Annotated in this window: 11 protein-coding genes and 2 pseudogenes; 5 read left to right on the forward strand and 8 right to left on the reverse strand. The window is 61.4% G+C overall.

Translation table 11 applies throughout. The features are described 5' to 3' along the window. Nucleotides 1–6: 6 nt before the first annotated feature. The 5 genes from KFO72_RS11460 to KFO72_RS11480 all read right to left on the reverse strand — a co-directional run bounded on the left by KFO72_RS11460 (nt 7) and on the right by KFO72_RS11480 (nt 6,695). Nucleotides 7–1,629, reverse strand: coding sequence for an AAA family ATPase (locus KFO72_RS11460; protein WP_225032118.1), 1,623 nt, complete (start codon nt 1,627–1,629; stop codon nt 7–9). Nucleotides 1,630–1,682: 53 nt separating this feature from the next. Further along, a complete protein-coding gene (locus KFO72_RS11465) occupies nt 1,683–2,360 on the reverse strand; it encodes an alpha/beta hydrolase (RefSeq protein ID WP_054931208.1) in 678 nt (225 codons plus the stop codon). A gap of 379 nt (nt 2,361–2,739) precedes the next feature. Further along, nucleotides 2,740–4,206, reverse strand: a complete 1,467-nt coding sequence (locus KFO72_RS11470; protein ID WP_225032119.1) for a carotenoid oxygenase family protein — start codon at nt 4,204–4,206, stop codon at nt 2,740–2,742. Nucleotides 4,207–4,283: 77 nt separating this feature from the next. Beyond that, the gene (locus KFO72_RS11475) at nt 4,284–5,753 is read right to left on the reverse strand and encodes a benzaldehyde dehydrogenase (protein WP_263627371.1); all 1,470 of its coding nucleotides are present in this window, start codon (nt 5,751–5,753) and stop codon (nt 4,284–4,286) included. Between the two features lie 177 nt (nt 5,754–5,930). Then, entirely contained in the window at nt 5,931–6,695 is a 765-nt protein-coding gene (locus KFO72_RS11480) for an IclR family transcriptional regulator (RefSeq protein WP_054931211.1), read from the reverse strand. A 175-nt stretch (nt 6,696–6,870) separates the two neighbouring features. Between KFO72_RS11480 and KFO72_RS11485 the strand changes: the two genes are divergently transcribed. After that, nucleotides 6,871–7,824: a helix-turn-helix domain-containing protein gene (locus KFO72_RS11485; protein WP_082433832.1), complete on the forward strand. Its 954-nt coding sequence runs from the start codon at nt 6,871–6,873 to the stop codon at nt 7,822–7,824. A gap of 55 nt (nt 7,825–7,879) precedes the next feature. Here the strand turns inward: KFO72_RS11485 and KFO72_RS11490 are convergent, their stop codons facing one another. Further along, a complete protein-coding gene (locus KFO72_RS11490) occupies nt 7,880–9,052 on the reverse strand; it encodes an MFS transporter (RefSeq protein WP_225032120.1) in 1,173 nt (390 codons plus the stop codon). Nucleotides 9,053–9,149: 97 nt separating this feature from the next. Beyond that, entirely contained in the window at nt 9,150–10,148 is a 999-nt protein-coding gene (locus KFO72_RS11495; protein ID WP_225032121.1) for a transporter, read from the reverse strand. Nucleotides 10,149–10,856: 708 nt separating this feature from the next. Here KFO72_RS11495 and KFO72_RS11500 point away from each other — a divergent pair. From KFO72_RS11500 to KFO72_RS11515, 4 genes and pseudogenes are all read left to right on the forward strand, one after another. Continuing rightward, nucleotides 10,857–11,771 carry a LysR family transcriptional regulator gene (locus tag KFO72_RS11500; RefSeq protein ID WP_060610600.1) on the forward strand — a complete coding sequence of 305 codons (915 nt, stop codon included), beginning with the start codon at nt 10,857–10,859 and terminating at the stop codon, nt 11,769–11,771. Nucleotides 11,772–11,908: 137 nt separating this feature from the next. After that, nucleotides 11,909–12,742, forward strand: coding sequence for an SDR family NAD(P)-dependent oxidoreductase (locus tag KFO72_RS11505; RefSeq protein WP_225032122.1), 834 nt, complete (start codon nt 11,909–11,911; stop codon nt 12,740–12,742). 245 nt (nt 12,743–12,987) lie between these two features. Continuing rightward, a pseudogene (locus tag KFO72_RS11510) lies at nt 12,988–13,283 on the forward strand (DUF1330 domain-containing protein). 287 nt (nt 13,284–13,570) lie between these two features. Continuing rightward, nucleotides 13,571–14,027: pseudogene (locus tag KFO72_RS11515) on the forward strand (LysR substrate-binding domain-containing protein); the annotation flags it as partial. 24 nt (nt 14,028–14,051) lie between these two features. Here the strand turns inward: KFO72_RS11515 and KFO72_RS11520 are convergent. After that, complete coding sequence (locus KFO72_RS11520; protein WP_060609208.1) at nt 14,052–15,557, reverse strand: DASS family sodium-coupled anion symporter; 1,506 nt, start codon at nt 15,555–15,557, stop codon at nt 14,052–14,054. Nucleotides 15,558–15,657: the final 100 nt, after the last annotated feature.

Raw genomic sequence — 15,657 nt, forward strand, 5'->3', positions numbered from 1 at the left:
GCGCCGTCACGCGTGGCCGCGAAACGTCGCGCAGATTCTGAACGCATCCTCCGACAGCGGGATCTCTTTCGCGCGGCAATAGCGCGTGGTCAGCTTCAACAGCTCCTTGATGTCGCGCCCGCTCGATTGCGGCCACGCGTTGGTGAGCGCCTCGATCAGTTCATCGCCGAGGTCCGCGCCCAGTTGCGCGGCCAGCAGCGTCCACAAGCGGATCGCGTCGGCTCTCGGCGGCGTCTCGTAGTGAATCTTCGCGATGCAGCGCGACAGGATGGCGTCGTCGACATCGTCGATCCGGTTGGTCGTCATGAACAGCAAGCCGTTGAAATACTCGAGCGTGCGCAGGAACTCGGCGACGATTGCGTTGTGCTCCAGATCGTTGTCGCGGCGGCGAATATAGACGTCGGCTTCATCGAGCAGCAGGATCGCGTTCCAGCGCGTCGCGCGCTGCAGGATGCCTGACAGCGCCGCGCCCACCGACGCCGCCGTCGTCCCGAGTTGCCCCGAATGCACGCGATACAACGGCTTGCCGACCACTTCCGAATAAACCTCCGCCGTCAGCGTCTTCCCCAGGCCGGGTGCGCCCTGGCAAAGAATCGTCGTGCCGCCCGATTTACCCGGCACGAAGTCCTGCACGAACACATTCGTCTTCGACGTGAGAATGTCGATCAGATCACGATGGTGGGACGGCAGGACCAGCTTGTCGCGCAGTTCGGGCTGATAGCGATACGCAGCCATGTGCTGGACATGCACCCAGATATCGCGGTGCCATTCCATGTGAAAGAGGCACACGTAACAATGCAGAGGCACCTTGTCGAAGCCGCTGTCGATGTTCGCGTCGCGCCAGAAACCGGCATCGGCTGTCATCAGGAAGCGGCGCTCGAGCGTCTCTTCGTCGTTCACGCACTTTGCGCTCACGCCTTCGGGAATGCGGATCAGTTCGGCACCTGCCTTCGCGTCGATCGCATACGCGGCCTTCGACACCACGAACTGTGCGCCGAAACGCGGCTGGAATTCGAGGAAGCGCTGCGCGTGGCGTTCGTATTCGAGCTTGAATTCGGGGCATTCCTTGTAGAAGCCGAACTCGGCGAGCAGTTCGGGAATCGTGCGGTTCACGATGTCGTGCCGGTTGATCACGAGCGACGTCGTCATGCCGGAGTGCCGCAAATGATGCTCGGTGCGCTCGGAGTTCGCGGATTGCATCGTATTGGCCAGCATGTCGACGACGACATACGGCATGCCCTGCTCGGGCTCGACTACGCGCATGCGGCGCACGAGCCACGGCAGCAACGTGCCGTCCTTCGCGCGGCTGTATAACCAGCCGTCGATCGCGTCGCGCGCCAGATAGGCAACCAGGCCCGGCACGAGTTGATCGAGGCCCGGAATGATGCGCGCTTGCGGCGCGTTGTAGATGTTGTCGAGCGCGAGCATCTGGAACATCAGCGCGCGCTCGTTATTCGCCTTGCTCAGCGAATACAGCGTATTCAGCGATCTCGAATCGAACAGCGCGCTCGACACCACCATGCTGCCGTGACATGCACCGTGCTGATTGAGCTGTCTGGCTAGCGGCGATCCCGATTCGATCATCGCAAGCAGCGGATGCACCAGTGATTCCGGTATTTCAAAGTCCATAGACGCACTCGTATCTGAGAGTGGCACGACGCGTAATGACAGCTGCGCGCCGGCTAGCCGAGAAAGAACTCGATCGCCATGCCTGCGATGGCTGGCTGGATCGCATGTGGTCCGTTGAATTCGATGTAGCTCACGTCGTAGCCCGCGGCCTTCAGCCTGGCTGCGTTCGCGCGGCCGCTGGTTTCGATGGGCAGTTGCTCGTCGGCCAGGCCGTGCGCGATGAACACCTTGGGCGCACCTTCCTGTGTGAAGACCGACATGAAGCCGCCGGAGAACGCAATCACATGACTCGCGATATCGCCGTTCGTGATGCCGATCGACAGTGCGTAGCTCGCGCCGTCCGAGAAGCCGGCAAACGCGAGACGGTTACGATCGATCCGGTAGCGAGACGTGACTTCGACGAGCGCTCGATCGAGCCGCTCCAGGTCCGGGCCGCTGCCGCCGATCACGATGTCCCAGGTCGCGTACATCGAATGCGGCGCGAGGACGAGAAACCTGTCGCGCTCGGCGTGCTCTTCGATGAAGGGCAGAACCTTCTCGGGAAATCCGCCTGCGCCATGGAACATCACGATTAGCGGCACCCGCTCGCGCGCATCGAGGCCGGACGGGACGAACAGGATGGCGTCGCGCTCACCGGCGATGCCGAGCCGGTTGCGGCCCGGCGGTAGCGGCGGTTTGGCCGCGTCGGCGGGAGTGAAGGACAGGCGGCCAAGCAGCGACGGATCGAACATGGTGAGACCTGGATTGGCGCCTGTGGCGCGCATGCATGAGTATGACCGCCCGTTGCGGCTACGAGCCGTGCAGGCGGTTGAGGCGCTGCTGCTGATGCTGGCGGTAGCGCCTGTTGTGTGTTGATATGTAATATATCATGGTTGAAGGAAGATGGGGTGGTGAGGCGGCCACTGTGGTGACTGATCCGAAACATACAAATTTGACGTGTCGAATCTAGACAAGCAGATCTGATCGCGACGCTGATTTCGCGCGTACGGACAGCTGCAAATAAATCCGATCCGAACACAAGGTATTGTTTTAACGTTTATCTCACTTGTCGTCACATCGACGAAGGCGATCGCCTAAGTAAGCGATGGAGCGCAGTCCACCGCGCTCGGTTCAGAAAAGCGCGACGGGTGCGTTGCGCACGGCGTGCGGCACCCACGTGCCGTGGAAGGCATCGCGCAGACGCATCGGTAGCCGGATGCGCGCGATAGGCGGCGCATCGATTTGCGCGGCGTCGAGCACGAGCACGGAACCGTTGCCGGCATCGTGATGATCGACGATCACGAGCAAGTAGCCTTCGTCCGTCGCGTCGCCTGCGGGGACGAACTGCGGTTCCTGAAACGTCGTGTGATTGTCGAGATACAAGGTCTGCAGCGCGCCCGTGCGTGCATCGAGGCGCGCGAGCGTGTTCGCGCCCAGTCCCTGCGGACCTGCCACCAGTTGCGAACGCTCAATATCGAGCGCACCGTAAAACACCGCGCCCGTTGCTTCAAAGGCATGCCGGTCGTCGATGCGCGGAAGCTCGCCCGGCAATGGACTCAGCACGCGCGACTCGAACGTTTCGCCGTCGGCCGCAAGATTGAAGGTCCAGCGCGTCAGGAACGGCGCCCCCTCTTCAGGATTGAACGGCGCACCCGACACATCGGCGATGCCTGGAAAAGCGTTGCGTTTCGACACGCATAGATCCACATACACCGTCGTGCCTTCGTTGAAGCCGTTGATCACGTGAAAGACGTTACACGCAGGGCCCTTGAACCAGCGAATCCCGTCGATACTCCCCTGGCGCGGCACGATGGCTACATACGTCGGCTGGCTCGCGTCCCATTCCCAATGCGCGCCGCCCGCCTTCATCCGGTCGAGGTCCGCGATGGTCGGACAGACCGGGAACACCACATAGTCGCGTGTGACCGCGAAGTCGTGCTGGAAACTGGCGAACGGGACCTTGAACCAGTCTTCGCGTATCAACGCGCCTTCGGCATTCGCGACGCAGAACGCCACGTCGCGCGACGCAAGTCCGCTCGCTTCGTAGCCGAAGAAGATCCATTCGCCCGTAACGGGATCGACCTTCGGATGCGCGGTGACCGTCTGGCTACGCAGCGTGTCGCCGAACGTATGGCGGCCATGCGTGGCGAGCGAATCGGCATCGATCACATACGGCAGGCTGTCTTCCTTCAACGCGAACAGCTTGCCTGCGTGCCAGAATGCGGTCGTGTTGGCCGTGCCCCGATCAACGCCCTGTACCGATGCATCGTCCGTAAAGGGGTTTCGATAGCGGCCGAACAGTGCGTGGCCCACCTTGCGTTCGGCTCGATACTTCTCCGTCTGCACATAGCGCGAACGATAGTCGACGCGGCCCTGATAAAAGCGAAACGCGCTCATCATGCCATCGCCGTTCACGTACAGGTCGTCGTCGAACATCGGCGGATGTTGCGGGTCCGGGCCGCATCGATACCATGTGCCTTCGAGCGCGGGAGGCAACGTGCCTTCGACGTCGAGGTCGCTAAGATCGCACTGCAGACGCGATGGCGCGTTCTGGCCAGTGAATTGCGGCAAAGAAGGAAAACAGGATTGCTTGCTCATGGGCATTCCACGTTGCGTTGAATTGGTTGCTTTTCGGCACGCGCCGCACACTGATTTGCGGGGCGCACTCACGTTCGTCAGAACGGGTAGCAAGGCGGGACGTCCTGAACGGTGACCCACTGCCATTGCGTGAACTCATCCCAGTTCGCGTGCCCGCCATGCCGGCCACCGTTGCCCGACGCGCCGCGGCCGCCAAAAGGAATATGGCCTTCGTCGCCGACGGTCTGATCGTTGATGTGCAGGAGCCCCGTCGGAATGCGATTGCCGATTGAAAGCGCTCGCGTCACCGACCGGCTCACGATGCCGAGCGACAATCCATATTCGCTGTTGTTACCCAGTTCGACCGCTTCGTCATCGTCGCGGAACGTGACCACCGACAGCACCGGGCCGAACACTTCATCATCGAATGCGGACGTACCCGGCCGTACATTGGCGAGCACGGTCGGCTCGTAGAATAGCCTGTCGAACCTGCCGCCAGCGAGCAGCTCGCATCCCTGTGAAAGGCTCGATTCGACGATCTGATGCACACGATCGCGCTGCCGTTCGTTGATGATCGGACCGAGTTGAACGTCGCGACCAGCGGGGTTGCCGACGCGCAGATTCTTCGCCTTTTGCACGAGCTTCTGCGTGAACGCTTCGGCCACGTGTTCATGAACCAGCACAATGCCCGTTGCCATGCAGATTTGCCCTTGATGCAGATAGCCGCCCCATGCTGCGCACGATGCCGCGAGATCGAGGTCCGCATCGTCCAGCACGATCAAGCGGTTCTTCCCGCCCAGTTCGAGCGTCACTTTCTTCAGATGGCGGCTCGCCAGTTCACCGACCCGGCGCCCCGCGCCCGTCGATCCCGTGAACGAAATCATCGAAACATGGCGGTCTGTCACGACCGCTTCACCGACATCCGCGCCGCCGGGCAGCACATGGAGGCAACCGCGTGGCAATCCCGCCAGTTCGAACAGCCGCGCAATCAGGAAGCCGCCCGTGATGGCCGTTTGCGGGTCGGGTTTGAGCAAGACCGCGTTACCCGTGGCGAGCGCGGGTGCGGCTCCGCGAATCGACAGGATCAGCGGTACGTTGAACGGCGAGATGATGCCTACGACGCCATGCGGCAGACGGCGCGCAAAACTCAGACGCTCGCCATCGCTCGGCAACATGACGCCATGACTTTGGGTGAGCATCGCGGCTGCCTCATGCAAGACCACGCTGGCACCCTGAATCTGGAACTCGGCGAACGGTGCGATCGCGCCCGTTTCACGTACGATCCAGTCGATCACTTCGCCACGATTCGCTTCGAGGAGCGCGGCTGCGCGCCGAAACACATCCGCACGTTGCAGATACGGCATCGAAGCCCACTTGCGCTGCGCCGAATGTGCGCTGCGTGCGCTTTCGGCGGCCTGTGCGGGACTAGTCCAGCCGATCGTCGTCAGCGGCTCGCCAGTCGCAGGTTCCACGATGGATTGCGACGATGCGCCGTCGACCCAGTCGCCGTTGAAAAACTTGCCCTGCCATTGAGCCGCGTCAAGCAGGCGCACTGTGTGTCCGTCCATGTCGTCTCCACGAAATGAGTTGCTGATTCGTGTAGAGAGAGTAGGACGTTCGCGTTCGCGGGTCTTGTCTGCAGAGGCGGTAGCTTGACTGGGGAAGACGTCAGCGCGAGAGGTGCTGCACGAAACGCATTGGCTGTCAGCAAGCGGCGACACGTGTACGCGTCGCGCGTTGTGTCGTCAGGTCGTGGCAGGCATATCGGCGCCGAGCGACGCTTCGATTTCCTGCGCGCCGCTCTGTGCGATTGCGGCGAGACGCTGGCAGGCGCGCATCTCGGTCTTGTCGCCGACCACGTAGCTCAGGCTGCCGATCGCACGTTTGTCCTCATCGAGAATGGGTGCTGCGATGCCGATACAACCCGCGTCGATCTCGGCTTTCGTGATCGCGTATCCCGCTTTGCGGATAGCAGCGAGCGTCGCGCGAAATTCGTCGAACGTGGCGCCAAGCGCCGCGGCCGCCGCGTCGGACGCATGCGCTTCGTACAGTGCGCGCAGCCACCTTGCAGGCTGATTTGCGAGAATCACCTTCGACGTCGCGCCCGCAAAGAGCGGCATCGGACGCCCACGCTCATAGCTCACGGGAGGATGAGGGCCGGCCGTGAAGATCTGACGCATGCACAGTACGCTCTCGCCGTACGAGCGGCACAACAGCACCGCCGATCCGTCGGGCCCGTACTTGCGCAAATCGTCCATCACGGGCGCGGCGGCCGACAACAGCGGATCGGTAAGCTGGATCTGCCGGTCGAGCTGGATGATGGCGGGCCCCAGCGCGTAGACGCCCTTGCGCATCGAAGCGATCAGCCCGGCGTCCTCGAGTGTGCCGATGAAGCGGTACGCGGTGGCGGGTGACACGCACATCGCGGCGCCGATCTCGTCCGCCGTCCACGTCGGCCGCTGCAAGGTGAATAGCTTCAATACGCCGAAGGCGCGATCCGAAGTCGTCATGACAGCCTTTCAGTCTCTTACCGCTGGTTGCAATTCAACCCTCATTAGTCTCATTATCGTCGATTTTTAATCTACCCTATCAAGCAGAATTCTCATATTTTGATAAGGGTTTTAGCGCATAGACCTTTGTCACGTCATTTGCGACGATCCTGCGCATATCGAAGGGGTACAGGCTATGGCTGCAATCCGAAAGGTCACAACGGATTCGAGTGCGGACCCGCTGTGTGCCACCCACTGGAAATCCTGGTTGAGCGAGCACGTCGCGCGTGCGCCCAACGACGTCGAGTTGCCCGGCATCGAATTCCTGCCCGAACCTTCGACACTGTTCAAAGGGAGCATCGAGGCGGCTGATCTCGGGTCGTTGCCGGTTTGCCGGGTGTCGATGTCGGCGAGTCAATACTGGCGCAAGCAGTCGGCGATACCCGATGACGCACCGCTCATGGTCGTGATCCAGACGCGAGGCAGCAGTCTGTTCGAGCAGAGCGGCACGGGCGCCGTACTGTGCCCCGGCGACTGGAGCGTGTTCGACACCGCCCGGCCGTTCAGCGTGAAAACCGCCCGTGAGAGCGAACATATCGTACTGATGCAGCGTCGTGATCTTGCACCAGCCGACATTCTGTCCGCGTCGCTGGCATCGAAGCGCTATGGGCGTGCGGGTGTCGCGCGGCTCGTGCACGAGATGGCCGTATCCGCGTTCCGTGAGTGCGAGAAACTGAGCGCGCGCTCGGCGGATGCAACGGCTGATTCGCTCGGACGTCTCGTTGGCCTCGCGATTGAAGAGTCGGCGGCCGAACAGAAGATCGCGAGCCGCCTCGAGCTGATTACCGACTACATCGACGAGCATCTCGCGGACCCAGCACTCGATGTACGCAGCCTCGCCCACGCACTCGACTATTCGCCGCGACAGATTCACCGCGTTTTCGGCGAACAGAGCGACATCACAGTGACGGATTACATCTGGAGGGCCCGTCTTGATCGCTGTGTTCACGCGCTGCGTTCCCCGGACAATGCCCATCTGACGATCACCGACATCGCCTATTCGTGGGGATTCACCAGCTCCGCCCATTTCAGCCGCGCGTTTCGCGGGGCCTTCGGGGTATCGCCGAGTGCATACCGGAAGAGCCACTGAGCGTTGCCTGGTATTACACGAACGTCCCGGCGGCGCCAGCTACCGGGACGTCCTTTCATTTCGCGGTCGCCACGCGATGCGCGCGCGCCGCCCGGGCTCCCGTCACGTAGACGGACAATACGACGCATAGCAGATAGATCGCGGCGGACAGCCAACCCACCGCGCGAAAGTTGCCATCACCGACGACGATCGCAGCAGCTATCGGACCCAGACCCTGCCCCACAAAAACGGCTGCGTTCGATATGCCCGTGAGGCGCCCTGTCGGGTCGAGTTCAGCCGTCAACGCGAACAGGTACGTGAGTCCGAAAAACCAGGCGGCCATCAACACGAACGCCGCAGCCGTGAACGCCTCGCTGGTCTGTCCATACACGACGACGAGCGATGCGGCAATCGACCCTCCAAATGCCGCGAGCTGCGCGGTCTTGTGACTGATCCGGCGACCGAGCACGCCCGCCAGCGCCGCGCCTGCCGCACCCGCGAGAATACCGCCGCCGAGAACCACGCCGATCGCCTGTTGGGACATGCCCAGCATGTGTCCGATGCGTTCCTGGTAAATCCATAACGCGCCATGTCCGCCGAACAGCAACGCGAACAGCGCGAGAAGTGCGAGCACGCGAGCGTCGAAGCGAGAACCTGACTTGCCTGTCGCTCGCTGCATGGTGGCTTCCGTCGCATGACGCGGAATGCGGGAGAGTCCCGGCAATGCGATGAGCGCCATGATCACGAACGAGTAGTACACGGCGGCAATACCCAGCTTTTGCAACACGACGGGCACGACGCCGACCGTGAACGCGCCCCAGACCAGCAACGCAATATTGATCGCGGCGAACGTCTGGTCCTTTCGTGCTCGCGCTGCCGTCGTCGCATATACGACCGCTTGCAGCGCGCCGCCTGCCGCACCGGCGATCGCCCGGCTCGCACACATCGCGGAATACACCGTCGATAACGCACTGCCGATGCTCGCAACGGCCAGAACGCCCAGCATCGCGAGGCAGAACGTTCGGCGGTCGACGCGGTTCATCGCCAGTGCCGCGGCACCGCACCCCAGCGCCATCGCGATCAGTTCAAGACCGAACAGCATACCCATCTGTCCAAGCGTAATACCCGTACGGTCAACCAGTGCACCGCCCAGGACAGGCTGCAACTGCAGCGTGCCTAAGCCCGTCACCATCAGCCAGGCGAGCATGCCCAGCGTTCTTTTGGCATCTACCGCATTGAGAGCTTTCATTGTCTCCTCCAGTTGAACGGGCGACAGCCATCATGTGACTGAGCGCCACTGTTAGTGGTTTTGCCGCGCAGCAATCACGCAGTTGCCTCGTGCGCCGTCAGAACGAAGTCGCGATTTGCGCCTGCAGAATGAAGTTGTTCTTCAGACGGTTGCGTACGGCCGTCTCGGTATAGGCGTTCACCCATAGCGCGCGCGTCTTGCTCAGTTGCCAGAAGATGCCAGGGCCGATGCCCAGCACCTGCTCGCGCGAATCGCTCATCGCGGAGCCGTTGACCTTGTCATCCGTGAACTGGCGGAAGAAGTAGCCATTGATGCCCGCGTGAATCGACGACGTAATCTGATACGACGCAGTGAAGTTGATCCAAGCCGCCTGCCCTGCCTGCGTCGTGTCGACCGGCATACCCTGGAACGCGGTCGGGCTGCTCGACGCGGGGTCATGATTTTTGAAGTTGTATAGATATTGGAGGCGCCAGCTGACTTCCGTTTTAGGCGCCGGGAAAATCGACGCAGCCCAGTAAGGGTTCAGCGAGAAGTAACCCGAACTCTGGTTCAGATCCGCGTTGTGCTTGTATTGCCCGGTTGGCGCGATGACGTCCACTTCGAAGCGCTGCACGAACACCGGCCTGCCGCCTTCACCGATCACGGGCGCCATCTGCAGTTGCGGACCGAAGGTCAGATCGCCGAGCGCAGTACCGTTGCCGACCAGCGATGCACCCGGCTGGTCGGTCCTTCCGCGCAACCAGATGATCGGCAAAATCGCGTTGACACCCAGCGTGCCGCCCAGAAAGTGATAAGGCGACGTGTACGACACGTGATGAACCATCGAGAACGTATCGACGCGAGGATTGCGGAACGCAGAAACATCGTTTCCGCTGTTATCCTTGATCGACGTACCGCTCGTGTAGCGCAGCACACCGAGATAGGAAAAGCCCGGCGGCCCGGAGAAGCCATCGTAGAAGCTGGTGATGCCGAGATTGATGCCCTGCGGCTCGCTGACGCTTGGGGTCGCCTGAGCGACGGCAGCCGTCGAAGCGGTGGCAGCCGCGCACAGGATCGCCATCGAGGCGACGGATTGTCTCCCTTTGCAGCGTGACATTGCTGTGTCTCCTTGAACTCTTATAGTCATGTCAAGCCGCCTTATGCGGCCTTGTGTGAAGAGTAAGGAGCGGCTGGGCCGAGGTCTTTTCCGGCAAGGACAACGAGTTGACTGTGCGTGCCGGCTGCCTCTATGAGAAGCGGATAGACGGCAGTGCTGTTCCGCGTAAGGTCCGGTCTGCCTGGTCACACTCGGCGGGCAGTGCCGGGTCGACTGATCTCCGCTGTAGTCACGCCAGACGTATCGAGGGCGAAAGTCGGGCGCCGTCGTTGGAGAGAAAGTCCGAGTTGCGCTCTTGCGGACGCCGCTCGACAGGTGCCCGTCATCCTCGTGCCGTCACGTGTTTTATCCACAGCAGGCGACCACCCCCTTCTTTCGTCGTCGTTGCGAAAGCGGTACATCGATCTCGTACGGTTTCGGCATCGACCAAAGCGAATCAGCGGTCGTTGCGGAGCGCCGGGCCGTCCGCCATTGGACGCTGAGCTGCCAGTCAGATCTCGCGGCGCATGTGATAGTGCTCTCGGCCACAAGGCGACCGCATTCGATCCGAAAGCGGTCGTCGCATTCAGGAAACAACATGCGGTTGCGGTCCTGATCGGTAGATCGCGCTGTGGAACGTCGCCGCCATATGACGCGTGCTTTGTCTGGAAAGGCTCGTCGCTTCGCTACACTGGGGATTTTCGCTAACGACCTGCCAGGAGGATGCACATGGACCGCATGGTGGCAATGGAGACGTTCGTAACAGTTGTCGATGCAGGTTCATTTTCTGCCGCTGCACGCCGGTTGAAGCTGGGCCAACCAGCCGTCTCAAAGGCAGTCGCACAGTTGGAGGAACGCTTGGGCGCGCGTTTGCTCTTGAGATCGACGCGTGGCCTGACGCCCACGGATGCTGGTCAGCGATTCTATGAGCACGCGCTCAGGGCCATCGACGAGGCAGAGCAGGCAGAACAGGCCGTGCGGGAGTCATCGGATGGCTTGTCAGGACGACTGCGCATAGGTGCAGCCGTTACCTTCGCCCGGCTGCACGTGTTGCCGGCACTGAAGTCTTTCCTCGATCAACACCCGAATCTGACCATCGACATCGTGCTTGATGACCGGTCAGTCGATTTGCTCGAAGAAGGGGTTGATGTCGCATTGCGTATGGGCATGCTGGACGATTCCACCATGACCGCACGTCGCATCTCTACCGGGCGGCGGCTCGTCGTCGGCACGCCGTCGTATTTCGCGGAAGCCGGACCTCCGCGCACACCTGCCGACCTTGGCCGGCATCAGGCGGTCGTTTACTCCGTGCGAGGCGGCGGTGAATCGTGGCTGTTCAGCCGCGGTGACGGCTCCGATTCAACCGTGACCTTGTCCGGCCGAATAAGCGTAAACGCAGCCGAAGGCATGCGCACGGCAGTACTGGGGCACATGGGTCTCGCCGTTGCTTCAGAATGGATGTTCGCCCCCGAACTCGCGAGCGGCACAGTTCAGGCCGTCCTGACCGACTGGACGCTGCCGCCCATCGACCTGTGGGCAGTTTTCCCGTCCGGCCGCATGGCAACCACGAAAGCGCGTGCCTTCGTCGCGTTTGTCGAGCATCTTCTTAACGGGCGCAAATCCAGCGAGGACTTCACCGCCTAGCCGCTTCCCACGTGGGCGCCGACTGTCCGGTCTGCCCCTCGCAGCAGGAATAAAAGCTATTCCCGGCCCGCGACTACCGCGCGATGCCACCAGAGCGGACGATACGCATCAACCAATGCACGAAAACATTGGTTCCGATGCAGCAGTCCCTTCGGCCGTTCAAGCCGGAGGACCGCTTCGAAACCTACCTGTTGAGGAAAACCATGACTCAAGCTCTGAAAGGCAAACTCGCCCTGGTTACCGGTGCTTCGCGCGGAATCGGCGCCGCGATCGCGGCACGTCTTGCGCGCGAAGGCGCGTCGGTCATCGTTCACTATGCGTCGAGTTCAGCGCGGGCCGAAGCAGTCGGCAAGGAAATCCGCGATGCTGGCGGCGAGGCCGAAGTTGTGGGCGCCAACCTGTCGCGGCCGGAAGGCATAAAGAACCTCATCGCGTCGCTGAACGGCGCATTCGGTGGCCGCTTCGAGGGGCGGCTCGACATCCTCGTTAACAACGCGGGCACGGTCGAGTATGGGCCATTCCTCGATTCTTCGGAAACGTCATACGACACGCACTTCAACCTCAATGTTCGTGCGCCGATCGAACTGGCAAAAGACGCGGCAGCACGAATGGTCGCGGCCGGCTGGGGACGCATCATCAACGTAGGCTCCGCCTTTGGTGAAGCGGCGCCGCTGCCTGGCGTGACGCTCTACATCGCATCGAAGTTCGCTCTCAGAGGTTTCACTCGCGGGTTATCACGCGAGCTCGGCAAATACGGCGTAACTGTCAACGCCGTTCAGCCCGGCCCGATCGATACCGAACTTGCTCCGCAACCCGGCACAGAAGACCACGCGACGATGACAAAGCTCGCCAGCGTGGGTCGTTTCGGCAAACCGGAAGAAATCGCGGCGGCCGTAGCCTACCTCGCCAGCCCAGAAGCAGGCTACACGACCGGCGAAAGCTTGACCGTCGACGGTGGATGGATTGCCTGACGCGGGCCGCCCAGCCGAGTGCTATTCGAACGCCGCGTGCATTCCGGATAGCGTCAAGGAAACGCCGCGACAAAGGCATTGATGTGCAATCGGTATCTACCTCGGCCTCGTCGATACCGATAGCCCTTGTCGATGCCATTGGTACTGCGTGGCAGTATCGGCAGCCGTGACCTGGAACCGTCGTTATTAGTTTAAGACGGTACTAACGGGCCGTCTGGTACAACTTTCACTCAGGAGCGCCAGACATGGCCACATACATTGTTTTTACACGCGAACGCACCCAGGATCAGCGGGAGTTGGACGCCTATCAGGCAGGTGTCGCAAAGACCTTTGTCGGCCATCCCATCAAAATCCTTGCCGCCTACGGAACGCAACAACTGCTCGAAGGAGAGGCACTGAGGGAGTCGTGATCGTTGAGTTTCCCGATACGCCGTCTGCACGCGCATGGTACGACAGCGAAGCATATCAGGCGATCGCAAAGCATCGGTTCAAGGGTGCAACCTACCGGGCGATGATGGTTGAGGGACTCGCACACGGTTGACGGAAGTAGTAATAGAGACCGTCCGGAGCGGCTGCACATCGCCAGTGCGACCGCTTTTGCGTCCGCTCCTGCCGGGCAATGTCGGTGCCGATGGCTGACTGATTTGGGTCGCGAGTACTCGTTCACTCGCATCGGCACCTGACATTCAAGGCTACGACGGCGCGAACGGCGGCAAAGCGCCTATCACCTGTCTAACAATGATCGGCACCCCAACGTCCGCTTCGGCCGATGACTTGCCGCCGAGCGACGATACGGAATGACCGTTTTCACTCTGGTACCTGCCCTCAGAGCGCCGCCTGTTCGACCAGCAGTATGTCTGTCTTTTCAGACGTGGCCACGCGCTCGAAGATGCACCGCTCACGCTTGCAGCCTGGTCTGAACCATCTGGTGCTCGTGTCCGCCGGCACGGGACATGGTCAGGTCGACGATTGGCTAAAGCAGCGAGGCGTGCAGCGCCGGGTGCGATTGACGGTGCCGCACTTCATGAGCGTCGGCTACATCCTGCAACGCACTGGCCCGATTGTCACGTTGCCCGAGCGATTGGCGTTGCAACTGACAGCGCCCTTCTCACTGAGCCTGCGCGCATTGCCCTCGAAGTGGCCCGCAGCGCCGATCCATTTGCCGTGGCACGCGCGAGTCCATCAGGACGAAGGCAACCGCTGGCTGCGCGAGAGAGTGATCGACCTGCTCGCCGACCCGGCAATACGATCGCGCAGAACAAAGACGGTGCAAAAAGGCTCGTAGTTCGAAACAGAACGGGCTACGGCTTCACCAGAAACCAAGCATCTTCCACCAGAGGCTGCCGACCACCGCGAAGATCAGCAACTCCACCGCACACATCACAAAACCGATGCGCCACCAGGTCCCCATCGTGACATAGCCGCTGCCGAAGATGATCGGCGAGGTGCCCGTCGCATAGTGGGTTAGCGTCATCATGATCGCCGAGCCGGCCGCCATCATCAGCATGAACGGCGCCACATACTCGGGTGGCATCAGATGGACCCCGACCGTCAGGAAGGCGAGCATCATCGCGCTGATGTGCGCCGTCGTGCTGGCGAACAGGTAGTGTGAAAATACAAATGCCAGTACCAGGATCGTAGCCGTGGCGCCCCAGCCGATACCGCTGGCAACGATCGCGCTCTTCATGGCTTCCGAGAACCAGGTGATCACGCCTTGCTTGTTCAGTTGCTCAGCCAGCATGATCAGCGCGCCAAACCACACCAGCGTGTCCCAGGCGCTCTTCTCCGACAAGACATCGTCCCAGTCGATGGTGCCCGTGATGATCAGCAAGAACAGGCCGACGAAGGCAACCACCGTCGGATCCAGGATGAACGACGGACCGAACATCATCGCCGGCACGTCGGCCCACAGCAGCAGTAGCAGCGCGAAGGTCCCCAACATGACCATTTCCTTCGGCGACATGGGACCCATCTTCGCCAGTTCAGCGCGGGCATACGCTACCGCGTTGGGTGTAGCATGGATCTGCGGCGGCGCCAGCAGATAGATCACCAGTGGCATGACCAGCATGCACAGAAGGCCGGGCAGCAGCATGCACAGCGCCCAGCTCGTCCAGGTCAGATGCAGGCTCTGATTGGTCGCCTTCGCGATGTAGTCCACCACCAGCGGATTGGGCGCGGTGGCGGTCAAAAACATCGCCGAGGTGATCGGGTTGGCGTGATAGTTGACCATCGCCAGATAGGTGCCGACCTTGCCCTCGGTGCCCTTGGCGGGATCCGAGTCGAAAGCGTTGGCGATCGACTTCATGATCGGATGCACGATGCCGCCGCCGCGCGCGGTATTGCTCGGTGTGAAGGGCGCCAGCACCAGTTCGCAGACGGCCAGACCATAGCCGATGCCTACCGTGCGCTTGCCGAGCAGTGAGATGAAGATCAGCCCGATGCGGCTGCCCAAGCCGGTCTTCTTGAGCCCGCGAGAGATCAGGATGGCCACCACGATCAACCAGATCAGCGGACTATCGAAGGCGGTCAGCGCATCGGCGATCGCCCCCTTGGATGAGGTCGAGGTCACCTGTGACAGCGAGAGCACGACGATTGCCATCACCGCCATGACCCCGATCGGCATGACCTTCAAAATGATCGCGACGATTGTTGTCAGAAATATGGCAACGAGGCCCCAAGCCTTGGGCTTTAGCCCTTCGGGCACAGGGAGCAGCAACAGGATTACCAGCACGGCCGTTGTGATCAGCGCGGGACCCAGTCGGAACGGGACAACGCTGTTGAAGTAGCGGAACGTCGCTTTTAGTTTCGAGAGCATTCTGCGATCCTTCCCGGAATAGTTGGCCGCGTCGGCTGGAACATAGTTCAGAGAGACCTGTCTGGCAATGGGCAACCTGGCTTTCCAGCACGTTCGGGAC

The organism is Paraburkholderia sp. XV (assembly GCF_020177535.1).
GTDB classification, from domain to species: domain Bacteria; phylum Pseudomonadota; class Gammaproteobacteria; order Burkholderiales; family Burkholderiaceae; genus Paraburkholderia; species Paraburkholderia caribensis.